The sequence below is a fragment of the Bradyrhizobium sp. B097 genome, from assembly GCF_038957035.1.
In the GTDB taxonomy this organism is placed as follows: Bacteria; Pseudomonadota; Alphaproteobacteria; order Rhizobiales; family Xanthobacteraceae; genus Bradyrhizobium.
The window spans coordinates 4,751,290-4,762,743 of sequence record NZ_CP152412.1 but is presented as its reverse complement, the minus strand read 5'-3'; the positions used below and the strand labels follow the sequence as shown (position 1 = coordinate 4,762,743).

At 63.8% G+C, this 11,454-nt stretch carries 11 protein-coding genes; 8 read left to right on the top strand and 3 right to left on the bottom strand.

The features are described 5' to 3' along the window. Positions 1-379 precede the first annotated feature (379 nt). A complete protein-coding gene (locus AAFG07_RS22445) occupies positions 380-559 on the bottom strand; it encodes a hypothetical protein (protein WP_092114072.1) in 180 nt (59 codons plus the stop codon). Positions 560-819: 260 nt separating this feature from the next. On the opposite strand from AAFG07_RS22445, the gene AAFG07_RS22440 reads away from it, so the two are divergent. The 3 genes from AAFG07_RS22440 (at position 820) to AAFG07_RS22430 (ending at position 5,246) form a co-directional block, all read left to right on the top strand. After that, positions 820-1,629, top strand: coding sequence for a transglutaminase family protein (locus tag AAFG07_RS22440; protein WP_342722073.1), 810 nt, complete (start codon positions 820-822; stop codon positions 1,627-1,629). Beyond that, the gene (locus AAFG07_RS22435) at positions 1,626-1,817 is read left to right on the top strand and encodes a hypothetical protein (RefSeq protein ID WP_342722072.1); all 192 of its coding nucleotides are present in this window, start codon (positions 1,626-1,628) and stop codon (positions 1,815-1,817) included. The genes AAFG07_RS22440 and AAFG07_RS22435 overlap by 4 nt, the downstream gene beginning before the upstream one ends. Before the next feature lie 357 nt (positions 1,818-2,174). Continuing rightward, on the top strand, positions 2,175-5,246 hold the full coding sequence (locus tag AAFG07_RS22430; protein WP_342722071.1) for a hypothetical protein: 3,072 nt from the start codon (positions 2,175-2,177) through the stop codon (positions 5,244-5,246). Positions 5,247-5,336: 90 nt separating this feature from the next. Here AAFG07_RS22430 and AAFG07_RS22425 read toward each other — a convergent pair whose 3' ends face one another. Together AAFG07_RS22425 and AAFG07_RS22420 are read right to left on the bottom strand one after the other, a co-directional pair. Next, positions 5,337-7,235, bottom strand: coding sequence for a KUP/HAK/KT family potassium transporter (locus AAFG07_RS22425; RefSeq protein ID WP_342729215.1), 1,899 nt, complete (start codon positions 7,233-7,235; stop codon positions 5,337-5,339). 312 nt (positions 7,236-7,547) lie between these two features. After that, positions 7,548-7,805, bottom strand: a complete 258-nt coding sequence (locus AAFG07_RS22420) for a hypothetical protein (RefSeq protein ID WP_342722070.1) — start codon at positions 7,803-7,805, stop codon at positions 7,548-7,550. A 268-nt stretch (positions 7,806-8,073) separates the two neighbouring features. Here AAFG07_RS22420 and coaD point away from each other — a divergent pair, with 268 nt between their 5' ends. From coaD to queA, 5 genes are all read left to right on the top strand, one after another. After that, positions 8,074-8,571 (top strand): pantetheine-phosphate adenylyltransferase, encoded by a 498-nt coding sequence (gene coaD / locus AAFG07_RS22415; RefSeq protein ID WP_342722069.1) that lies wholly within the window; start codon positions 8,074-8,076, stop codon positions 8,569-8,571. A gap of 46 nt (positions 8,572-8,617) precedes the next feature. Next, entirely contained in the window at positions 8,618-9,181 is a 564-nt protein-coding gene (locus tag AAFG07_RS22410) for a peptidylprolyl isomerase (RefSeq protein ID WP_173643492.1), read from the top strand. Between the two features lie 6 nt (positions 9,182-9,187). Beyond that, positions 9,188-9,628, top strand: a complete 441-nt coding sequence (locus AAFG07_RS22405; protein ID WP_342722068.1) for a hypothetical protein — start codon at positions 9,188-9,190, stop codon at positions 9,626-9,628. After that, positions 9,604-10,068 carry a peptidylprolyl isomerase gene (locus AAFG07_RS22400; protein ID WP_342722067.1) on the top strand — a complete coding sequence of 155 codons (465 nt, stop codon included), beginning with the start codon at positions 9,604-9,606 and terminating at the stop codon, positions 10,066-10,068. The genes AAFG07_RS22405 and AAFG07_RS22400 overlap by 25 nt, the downstream gene beginning before the upstream one ends. A gap of 134 nt (positions 10,069-10,202) precedes the next feature. Beyond that, positions 10,203-11,279 (top strand): tRNA preQ1(34) S-adenosylmethionine ribosyltransferase-isomerase QueA, encoded by a 1,077-nt coding sequence (queA, locus tag AAFG07_RS22395; RefSeq protein ID WP_342722066.1) that lies wholly within the window; start codon positions 10,203-10,205, stop codon positions 11,277-11,279. Positions 11,280-11,454: the final 175 nt, after the last annotated feature.

The window sequence follows — 11,454 nt, the reverse complement described above, 5'->3', positions numbered from 1 at the left end:
TGCATGCGGCTCGAGGTTGGGGCCCGCCAGGCTGATTGATGCCTGATTGCGCGGGCGCGCAGGGCTGCGCCCGTGGGTCGTTTCGGCGGGCTTCGGGAACCTGCGTCTATGTTAGACGGGCGACCCGTTCAGGGCGCCTGGGGGGCAGATAGCATTGTGAACAGAACGCTATCGCCGTCCCGTTGCGCTGTTTCGCGTGACGTCGCGTAGCCGTGCACGAGCTCCAGACCGCCTTCGGAAACATGCCATTTCCAGCGAGTGGGCTCCTTCTGCGCACTCACGATGACCTCCAGGAGGCGAACGCGGGTTTGTTTGGCCATCTTGCCGACATGCGTCTGAGTTGGCATTTGCCGACGCGCCCAATCCGGTCGCGCAGGAGCTATTTCTTCTTCCTCGGCGGCGGAGGATTGATCTCGGCGATCTTGCGCAGGCAATCGGCTTCGGTGTCGTGCGGGCCGGTCACGAATGTTCCGCTGACTTTTGTGGAATACCAACCTGACGTCACGCCGAGGCGCACGGACTCTTCAGTCTTGACGTGACGAGGCGAGAGATTTTGCATGAAGCTCTTTCGGTGAGTGCGTTCGAATCTGTCTCGAACGCACGGAGGAGGCTTTCAACCATCCGACTGGAACATTCGTCGGGTTCGCCTCGCGCTGGCAAGCCGCGCCAGCCGGCAAGCGTCGTCGTTCCTGCGCGCGATTGCTGCAAATAGCCAGCACTTTCTCGCGCGATACGGGTATTTGTCCGATCAGGCAGATCGTACCTTGTATTCGACCGCATCGTCGCCATGTCGGTAGGACAAACAGGAACGTATTTCGAATGAAGCTTCGCGTCGGATTCGAAATGCACTACGAGTTCCCCCAGCCGACGCCCATGATCATGGTGCTGGGCACGCATTTCACGCGTGCGTCCGACATCATCGTCCCCGACCACCTGACCACCAGCCCCGCGGTGCCGATCACGCCGTATCGCGACGGATTCGGCAATTGGTGCAGCCGTATCGTCGCGCCGGCCGGTCCGATGCGCCTGGCGGCCGATGGCGTCGTGCGCGACAGCGGCGCGCCTGATCCGGTGCTTGCTTCGGCAGGCCAGCACGCGGTCGAGGACTTGCCGGCGGACACGCTGGTCTATCTGCTCGGCAGCCGCTATTGCGAGACCGACCGGCTTTCGGAAATCGCATGGAAGCTGTTCGAGGGCACGCCGCCCGGCTGGCCGCGGGTCCAGGCCATTTGCGACTTCGTCCATCACCACATCGCTTTCGGCTACGAGCACGCCCGCGCCACCAAGACGGCGCGGGAGGTCTTCGACGAAGGCAAGGGCGTGTGCCGCGACTACGCGCATCTCGCTATTGCCTTCTGCCGCTGCATGAACATTCCGGCGCGCTATTGCACCGGCTATCTCAGCGACATCGGCACCCCGCTGCCTTGGGCGGCTGGTGATTTCGCCGGCTGGTTCGAGGCCTATCTCGGCGGCCGCTGGCATATGTTCGATCCGCGCAACAATGTGCCGAGGATCGGCCGGGTTCTGATCGCACAGGGACGGGATGCCTCCGACGTTCCGATCACCCAGACGTTTGGGCCAAACACACTGATCTCGTTCAAGGTCTGGACCGACGAGGCCGCGTCATGACGGATGATCCCCAAGTCCTCAGTTCGGACGAGTTCGCCTCCCTGGTCGAGGTCGGCAAGGGCGAAGCCCAACGGGAGATTCCCCAGTTGCACGGGGAGCGCCTTGTCGGTCTCGGCTACGCAGTCAGACGGCTCGGTGAACTCGGTCTGACGGCATCCGGCGTTCGTCGTCTCGCGGCGGGCAAATAGACCGTCCAGGCCTTTGCCAGGCCTTTGGATGCCGCGTCCGATTTGGGTCAATGAGCCAACGCGCCCTCGGCGAAGATCGCAAATTGCTCCCGCTCGCTTAGCTCCGGATCGCACCGCTGCGCAGCTCGACGACGTCGCGCACCCTGGCGCCAGGCGCGGTGCGGCGGATGATCGCCTGCGCCTGGTCGATCGAGACTGCGAGCCGTGGCTTCAGCTGGAGAGGCGGATCGTCTGACCTTCCCTGACAGCACCCGTAGCCTGGATGGAGCGAGATGAAATCCGGGCTCTCGCAATTCGCCGCAACATTTGATATTTCACTGTCATTGCCTCTACGGTTTAGACGGCAGGTACAGTTGCATGGCACTCATAATATTATCTAACGCGGTACAGACTTATTCAATCCTGGGAAGTCCGACACTGATCGCCGCCGATGGCGGCCCTGCCTGGCAGACGACGATCTCGGCCTCGCCCACGCTGGTGCAGAGTTACACGGTCTCGACAAACGCCATCGCCGGCGTGCTTCTGATCCCCGACCCGGAATATGTCGACCACCTCAATGAGACCGGCGCCAACGGGGTCTTTACGCTCCTCCAATACACGCCGTTCGGCTCGATCCAGGGCAGCCCCATCACGGTCACGCTCGAGGTCGGCGCATTCGCCTATTACAACAACTTGATCGCCGCGAACGTCCAATTCGTATCGACGTTGAACGCCTACATCGCGAACGGCTACAGCGTCCAGAACACCTTCGATGCGATCGAGCCGTTGGTCAATGCGCTGCTGCAACCGAACGGGCAGTCGCCGCTCGCGATCGGCTCGCAACTGGCCAACGATGCCACCGAGTTGGCGAATGCAGGTTTCTCGGCGCTTGGCTCCGAGGTTCAGGTGTTGTCGCAGATCGCCACTGAGTGGGACACGCCGGTCTATTTCCTGAACGGCCAGCCGGTTTCTGCGGGCGCGATCGACTTTGGCATCGTGCAGATCGCCATCAACGGTGCGAGCACGACCTGGGCGGTGAACGGAGCGTCCGGGGGCGTCACGGTCAGCGGCTATACTGCCGTCAGCCGCTGGTCGGGCGATCCTTCGACAGGCGGACACGGGTACTACAACATCCTTGACGCCGACACCTACGGATCACTGAACGTTTCCTCGTTCGGTTTCGCGCACGCCGGCAGCATGCCGCTGGCGAACCTGGTGTCCAAGGGAGCCGCATCCGGGAGCGGCACGATCACGCTCTACAATATCTGGGAGACCGGTAGCGGCGGAGCGACGGTTACCGTCAACGGGGTAGTGCAGTCGAACGGCGTAACGGTCGGCCTGACGGCTGCACAACTGGCGCAAGCCACTTATTTTGCGGGATCCGGCAGCGACACGTTCTGGGTCCAGTACGTCTACGGAAGCGTCACGGGCTCCTGGCAGGCCATTCAGATTACGGCCCCCGTCGATACGCCTAGTGTTGTTGGTTTCGCCAAGACCGCCACGCACAACCAAATCTTCAGCGCGGCGTCGCTGTTCAGCTACAGCGACTCGCTCGGCAGTGCCGCCACGAAATATGATTTCTGGAACACAGGATCCGGCGGCGGCTATTTCCAGCTGGGCGCGCTTGCGCCTTACGCGGGTGGTCAGGACATCATCATCAATGCCAGTCAGCTCTCCAGTCTGACGTACACGGCTGGCTCCGGCTCCGACACGCTGTGGGTCCGTGCGTTCGACGGGTACGTGTGGAGCTCGTGGTCGAATGCCTTCACGGTGGTCGGTCCGATCGATACCGGACCGGTGGAGGCAGTCGCGTCGATCCAGGCGGCACACGGCCAGAGCTATGCGGCCAGCACGCTGTTCATCTACAGCGATCCGTTCGGGGCCGGCGCCACGCAGTATGATTTCTGGAACAGTGGTGCGGGCGGCGGGCATTTCGTTCTGAACGGGGTGACGCTCAACCCCAACACAGACAACATCATCACGGCCGCGCAGCTCTCACAGCTGGTCTACCAGTCGGGTTCCGGCGCGGACACACTGTGGGTGCGTGCCAATGACGGGACGGTGTGGGGGAATTGGTCGGCAGCGTTCACGGTGACTGCCCCGCTCGACAGCGGCCCGGTCGAGACCGTCGTCAACCATGTGGCCGTTCATGCCCAGAGCTATGCCGTGTCGTCGCTGTTCACCTACAGCGATCCGTTCGGAAGCGTCGCGGTTCAATACGATGTCTGGGACAGCGGCGTCCCCGGTGGCCATTTTTCGCTCAACGGCCTCGCGCTTCAGGCAGGCCGGGACAACTACGTCACGGCCGCCCAACTCTCATCGCTCTCCTATCAATCAGGATCGGGCACCGACACGCTCTGGATACGGGCAAACGACGGGACCGTCTGGGGAGCCTGGTCGAACGCCTTTACCATCTCGGCTCCGATCGATCCCGGCCCCGTCGAGATCGTGCAAAATCTGAACGCGACCCATGGGCAAAGCTACGCCGCATCGTCGCTGTTCAGCTATAGCGACCCGTTCGGGAGCGCGGCCACGCAGTATGACGTGTGGGACACCGGCGGCGGTGGCGGACATTTCGTCTTCAACGGGCAGGCACTCCAGCCCAACGGCGACAACATCTTCACCGCCGCACAGCTTCCGTACCTGACCTACCAATCGGGATCGGGGTCCGATACGCTGTGGGTGCGTGCCAATGACGGGACGGTTTGGGGCGCATGGTCCCGTGCATTCACGGTCAACGCGCCGATCGACACCGGGCCGGTCGTCACGCCGGTCAACCCGACGGTGACATCCATCCAGGGCCAGATCTATCCCGGCTCCGTGCTCTTTACCTATTCCGACCCGTTCGGGAGCCCGGCAACGCAGTATGACGTATGGGACACCGGAGCCGGCGGCGGCGCGTTCTACCTCAATGGGCTGGCACTGGCACCGAACCAGGACAACTATCTATCGGCGTCTCTACTCTCGCAGCTAACCTACAAGGTCGGTTCAAGCAGCGACACGCTCTGGATTCGCGCGTTCGATGGCACGGTCTGGGGAAACTGGTCGAGCCCGTTCACGGTTCAGGACCCCTCGACGATCGCGCCCGGACAAGCGCTCGATCTGCCTTCGGCGAGCGCTGCCGATCTTTCCTTTGCGTCAGATAGTGGCACGCTGAAGCTGGATGACTCCCAGACCTTCACCGGAACGGTTGCGGGAATGACGGGGCGCGACGCCATCGATTTCGCCGACATCGCGTTTTCGAAGGCGGTCATCCCGGGCTATTCGGGCGACAGCACGGGCGGGACGCTCAGTTTGACCGATGGCACGCATGCCGCGAACATCGCGCTGCTGGGCAACTACATGGCGTCAACCTTCGTTGCCTCCAGCGACGGCCATGGAGGTACACTTGTGGTGAACCAGCCCGTCAGCCCCGCGATGGTGCTTGCGGCCCCGCCGCATCTTGCATGATCGTTGGCCAGCGACGGCCTAAATAAAACTAGGTTTGTTTCGCCATCCGTAGCCCGGAATGCAGACATCCGGGCTACGCGAGCCGCTCGATCAAATCTCGATCTCGGTGCCGAACTCCACGACCTGTCCGGTCGGCACGCCGAAGAACGCCGCCGACCGCTCGGCGTTGCGCTGCAGGAAGGCGAACAGCGATTCACGCCATACCCACATGCCCGGAACGTCCTCGCGCGGGATGATGGTTTCACGGCCGATGTAGTAGGTCACGTCCGAGAGATCGATGCCGGGCAGCTTGCCCTGCCGGCAGGCGAGCTGCAGCCCTTCGTAGATCGTCGGGTACTGCATGAAGCCGTAGTGCAGGATGATCCGGGTGATACCCGGGCTGATCTCGTTCACGTCGGCGCGTTCCTCGTCGGGAATTCGTGGCCGCTCCTCGATCTGCACGGTGACCAATAGCACGCGCTGATGCAGAACGTGATTGTGCTTGACGAACTGGGTCAGCGCGAGCGGCACGCCGTTGGGGGCCGAGGCCAGGAACACCGCGGTGCCGGGCAGGCGGGCGCTGCACTTGTTGACCGCGGTCTCGATCAGATCCTCTTCGGGCTGGCGCAGCTTGCCGCGCGCCTTCTCGACCAGCTTGACGCCGCCGCGCCAGGTCATCATCAGGAACGCCACGGCAGCCGCGAGCAGCAGCGGGAACCAGCCGCCTTCAAAGAGTTTCTCGGTGTTCGCCGCAAAGAAGATCGCATCGATGATGAAGAAGAAGCCGTTCACCGCGATCACGATGATCGGCGAATAGCCCCACTGGATCGCGACCAGCGCGGCGAGCAGTGTGGTGATCGCCATCAACAGCGACACCGCGATGCCGTAGGCGCCGGCGAGCGCGTCGGAGGTGCCGAACGCCAGCACCGCGCCGAGCGTGCCGGCCGCGAGCAGCCAGTTCACCAGAGGCACATAGATCTGCCCGATCGCGTCGCTCGTGGTGTGTTGGATATGCATGCGCGGCAGGAAGCCGAGTTGGATCGATTGCTGGGTCAGCGAGAACACGCCGGAGATGATGGCCTGCGAGGCGATCACGGTCGCTACGGTCGCGAGCAGGACGAGCGGGTAATGTGCCCAGTCGGGGGCGAGCTGGAAGAACGGGTTGTCGATCGAATTCGGGTCGTTGATCAGTTCACCGGCCTGGCCGAAATAGTTCAGCACCAGCGCGGGCAGGCAGACGGCGAACCAGGCGAGCCGGATCGGAAAGCGGCCGAAATGCCCCATGTCGGCGTACATCGCCTCGCCGCCGGTGACGGCAAGGAATGCGGCGCCGAGGATGGCAAAGCTGACGTGGAAATCCTGATGGATCAGGAAATCGAATGCATAGAACGGGCTCAGCGCGACCAGCACGCCGGGCGCCTTGACGATGCCGTGAATGCCGAGCGCTGCGAGCACGGCGAACCAGAACAGCATCACCGGGCCGAAGATCTTGCCGATGAAGCCCGTACCCTGCTTCTGCATGAAGAACAGGCCGATCAGGATGACGACGGTGAGCGGCACCACCGCCGGCGTCAGCGAGGGCGCGTCGACCTTGAGGCCTTCGATCGCCGACAGCACTGAAATCGCCGGCGTGATCGCGCCGTCGCCGTAGAGCAGGGCGGCGCCGATCAGGCCGACCACCAGCAGATGGGAGCGCCAGGTGCCGGGCGCCGCATTGCGCGCCGAGAGCAGCGCCAGCAGCGCGACGATACCGCCTTCGCCGCGGTTGTCCGCGCGCAGGATCAGCATCGCGTATTTGACCGAGATGATCAGGATCAGCGCCCACAGGATCAGCGAGACCACGCCGAGCACGGCACTTTGCGTCAGCGGCCCACCATGGGCGGCGGCCTTGGCGGCTTCCTTCAGGGCGTAGAGGGGGCTGGTGCCGATGTCGCCATAGACCACACCCAGGGCACCGAGTGTGACCGCGACCGGGAGCGGACTGCTGGGAGGATGGCCAGAAGAAACGATGGCGGGCGTACTGGTCACGGCAATCCCCTGATGGCTTGCGCCCTCCGGATCATCCGGGCGGGCGCTTTAGACGATAGTCTGCGACGGGACGTCGCAAATTACCATTGGGTTTTGTGTGACGGACTGAGCTTACACCGAACTGACGGGCCGGTTTCCGCTCTGATCGCGCCGGAGCGGCAAGGCGATCGCTTCGGGTTGCTGCGATGGGCAGCTACTTTGCATGGGGTTGTTTTCGATATTTTGGCGACGCCCATGCAACTTGTCGGGATTGGTCGTCTGCATCTGGACCAGTGCCAAGTGTCCTCAAATCACCTACGGGGTGCGGTCGGCGGTGACGAGGCGGGCTTCGCGAACCACCGTCTTGTTGCCGGCGCCGCGCAGGCAGGAGGCTTCGAAATTCGGCCAGGCCTGTTGCGAGCAGTCCTTGCCGACCGGGTGGACGTCGAGACGGTCGGCCTTGGCCAGCGGCTGCGGGGTGGAGGCTGCGACCTGGGGCGCAAAGCCCGGCAGCACGGTGAGCGCGGCGGCAATAAACGCGGCAACAGCGACAGCGGAAAGTGCCTTGATCATGACGGTCCCCATATGATCGGGCCCGCCCGGGCCCGTCGTTTCGTTGTCCAACGTCTACCGGCCGCAAGTTTCCTGGTGTCTTCGCCAGGGCGGAAAATGGTTTCATCGCGGGCCGGTTTTGTTTCGTCCGCCAACGGCCGACGAAACATTCACCCACGTAGACGCTGGCATCCCAGGACTCGTTCACCGGACGAGGAGAGATTTATTTCGCGCGGCGGGCGGAACCCGGGCGGCTTGCCGGGGAGAGCCGGGCGGGTTAGGAGGGACGATGTCCCGTATCGCGCTCTATCCCGGCTCCTTCGATCCCGTCACCAACGGCCATCTGGACGTGGTGAAACAGGCCGTCTTCCTCTGCGACCGCCTGATCGTCGCCATCGGCGTCCATCCCGGCAAGAAGCCGCTGTTCTCGACCGAGGAACGGCTGGCCATGGTCCATGAGGTGTTCGACCCGATTGCCCAAAAGGCGGGCTGCGCCTTCGAGGCCTCGACCTATGACAACCTCACGGTCGCGGCCGCGCGCGCGGCCAAGGCCACGCTGATGATTCGCGGCCTGCGCGACGGCACCGATCTCGACTACGAGATGCAGCTCGCCGGCATGAACGAGGCGATGGCGCCCGAGGTGCATACCGTGTTCGTTCCGGCGTCGGTCGCGGTCCGCCCGATCACCGCCACACTGGTGCGCCAAATCGCCCAGATGGGCGGCGACTTCTCTGCATTCGTGCCGTCATCAGTCGCCGCTAGCCTGAAGGCCAAGTTCGCCGGCTGATCCCGGCGGCCTGCCACACCCAGAACATCAAAGGTCCGGAGTTTCCATGATCCGCATTCTTGCATTCGTTGCCGCGCTGCTCTGCGTCGTGCCCGCGGTCGCGCAGCCGCTGCCTGCCAATCTCGACAAGGCCAATGCGATCGTGATCGACACCACCAAGGGCCGCATCGTCATCAAGCTGCGCACCGACATCGCGCCCCAGCACGCCGAGCGCATCAAGCAGCTGGCGCGCGAGGGCTTCTACAACAATGTGCCGTTCCATCGCGTGATGGATGGCTTCATGGCGCAGACCGGCGACGGCCAGAACTTCAACGGCACCGGCGGCTCGAAATATCCGAACCTGAAGCAGGAATTCTCGCAGGTCCCGTTCAAGCGCGGCATCGTCGGCATGGCCCGGCGCGGCGACTCTGTCGACAGCGCCAACTCGCAGTTCTTCATCATGTTCGCCGACGGATCGAGCCTCAATGGCCAGTACACCGTGGTCGGCGAGGTGGTGTCGGGCATGGACGTGGTCGACAAGCTGAAGAAGGCTCCCGCGGGCTCTCCCGGCGGCGCCGTCACCGATCCCGACAAGATGGTGAAGGTGCAGGTCGCATCCGACATCAAGTGATCGGCGATGGCGGCGCGCAGCAAACCACTTGCCTGGTTCGCCGCGCCGCTGGTGCTGTGGCTCGCGCTGACCGGATCGGTGGCGGCCGAGCCGGAGCAACTCAATACGATCAAGGACGTTGTTCTTGCCATCCATCGCTGCTGGCGGCCGCCGCCGGCGGACAAGGCTGGCCCGATCGACATTACCGTCATTGTCAGCTTCAACCGTGAGGGCGCGATCCTCGGGCATCCCAGGATCAGCTATGAATCGCAGGAGGCGACCGACAACGACCGGATTGCGTACCGGGTCGCCGTGATGGAGGCGTTGCAACGCTGCACGCCGATGCCATTTACCGAGAGCCTGGGCGGCGCGGTTGCTGGCCGCCCGTTCGCGATCCCGTTCAGGAATAAGAAATATCCACCCCGAAGCCAGGAGAAGCGAGCATGGCTGCTACCGAAAATACTCTGATCCTCGAAACCACCCAGGGCCCGGTCACGATCGAAATGCGCCCGGATATCGCGCCCGGTCACGTCGCGCGGATCAAGGAGCTGGTGCGCGAAGGCTTCTACGACGGTATCGTGTTCCACCGCGTGATCGACGGCTTCATGGCGCAGACCGGCTGCCCGCAGGGCACCGGCATGGGCGGTTCCGGCAAGAAGCTGAAGGCCGAGTTCAACAAGGAGCCGCATGTTCGCGGTACAGCCTCGATGGCCCGCGCCGCCAACCCGGATTCCGGCGACAGCCAGTTCTTCATCTGCTTCGACGACGCCTCCTTCCTCAACGGCCAGTATACGGTCTGGGGTAAGGTCACCGAGGGCATGGAGAACGTCGACAAGATCAAGCGCGGCGAGCCGGTGAAGGATCCGGACAAGATCGTCAAGGCGCGGATGGCCGCCGACGCGGCTTGAGCTAAGCGCTGTCATTCCGGGGCGATGCGCAGCATCGAACCCGGAATCTCGAGATTCCCCGGTGCGCAATTGCGCACCTGAGGTTCACGCTTCGCGTGCCCCGGAATGACGGCGCTGAAGTAATAATCGCCACCATGCGCACCGATCTCTTCGATTTCGAACTGCCGCCCGAGAGCATCGCGCTTCGCCCCGCGAGCCCGCGCGATTCCGCGCGGATGCTGGTGGCGCATCCGGACGGTGTGCTGCGCGACGCCACCATCGCGGACCTGCCGCATTGGCTGGAGGCGGGCGATCAGATTGTGGTCAACGACACCAAGGTGATCGCGGCCCAGCTCAAGGGCCGCCGGATCGGGCGCGAGACCGAGCCGAAGATCGAGGCGACCCTGATCAAGCGGCTCGACGGCTCGCGCTGGCAGGCGCTGGTGAAGCCGGCGAAGAAGCTTGCGCCCGGCGACACCATCCGCTTCGGCAATGAGGGCAAGGTCTGCCTGCTCGGCAATCTCGATGCAGAGGTCGAGGCCAAGGGGCAGGAGGGCGAGGTGACGCTCTCATTCTCGTTCCATGGTCCGGTGCTTGACCAGGCCATCGCCGATGTCGGCGCCACGCCGCTGCCGCCCTACATCGCCTCCAAACGAACGCCCGACGACCAGGACGTCAGCGACTACCAGACCATGTTCGCTGCCAACGAAGGCGCGGTCGCCGCGCCGACGGCGGGATTGCATTTCACGCCGGCGCTCGAGGCCACGCTGAAGAGCCGCGGCGTCGCGCTGCATCGGCTGACGTTGCATGTCGGGGCAGGGACGTTCCTGCCGGTGAAGGTCGATGAGACCTCCGAACACAAGATGCATGCCGAATGGGGCTGCATCACCGCCGAGACCGCTGCCGCCTTGAATGCCGCGCGCGCAAAGGGCGGCCGGATCGTCGCGATCGGCACCACGTCGCTGCGGCTGCTGGAGAGTGCCGCCGATGCCGACGGCACCATTCAGCCGTTCGCGGCGGAAACCTCGATCTTCATCACGCCGGGCTATCGCTTCCGCGCGGTCGATATCCTGCTGACGAACTTCCATCTGCCGCGTTCGACGCTGTTCATGCTGGTCTCGGCCTTTTCCGGCCTCGAGACGATGCAGGCCGCTTACGCGCATGCGATCACGAACGGCTACCGGTTCTATTCTTACGGCGATGCGTGCTTGCTGTTTCGCGCGCGCGACTGACTCCGCGAACTCAACTTTATCACCGCCACCCCCGCGCAAAGGCTTCGCCTTTGTCGCGGAGGTGGCCGCCTCTTCAGCGGCCCTCGAAGGGCGACGGCCCGACTGGGGCCGATGCATCCTTCGAGGCTCGCTCCGCTCGCGCCTCAGAGTCTGACTCCAAATGAGCTGAGTATTT

Bases quoted from the DNA above. Each gene is read 5' to 3' on its own strand.
- AAFG07_RS22445 (WP_092114072.1), bottom strand. From the start codon at position 559: ATGCAAAATCTCTCGCCTCGTCACGTCAAGACTGAAGAGTCCGTGCGC.
- AAFG07_RS22440 (WP_342722073.1), top strand. From the start codon at position 820: ATGAAGCTTCGCGTCGGATTCGAAATGCACTACGAGTTCCCCCAGCCG.
- AAFG07_RS22435 (WP_342722072.1), top strand. From the start codon at position 1,626: ATGACGGATGATCCCCAAGTCCTCAGTTCGGACGAGTTCGCCTCCCTG.
- AAFG07_RS22430 (WP_342722071.1), top strand. From the start codon at position 2,175: ATGGCACTCATAATATTATCTAACGCGGTACAGACTTATTCAATCCTG.
- AAFG07_RS22420 (WP_342722070.1), bottom strand. From the start codon at position 7,805: ATGATCAAGGCACTTTCCGCTGTCGCTGTTGCCGCGTTTATTGCCGCC.
- coaD (WP_342722069.1), top strand. From the start codon at position 8,074: ATGTCCCGTATCGCGCTCTATCCCGGCTCCTTCGATCCCGTCACCAAC.
- AAFG07_RS22410 (WP_173643492.1), top strand. From the start codon at position 8,618: ATGATCCGCATTCTTGCATTCGTTGCCGCGCTGCTCTGCGTCGTGCCC.
- AAFG07_RS22405 (WP_342722068.1), top strand. From the start codon at position 9,188: ATGGCGGCGCGCAGCAAACCACTTGCCTGGTTCGCCGCGCCGCTGGTG.
- AAFG07_RS22400 (WP_342722067.1), top strand. From the start codon at position 9,604: ATGGCTGCTACCGAAAATACTCTGATCCTCGAAACCACCCAGGGCCCG.
- queA (WP_342722066.1), top strand. From the start codon at position 10,203: ATGCGCACCGATCTCTTCGATTTCGAACTGCCGCCCGAGAGCATCGCG.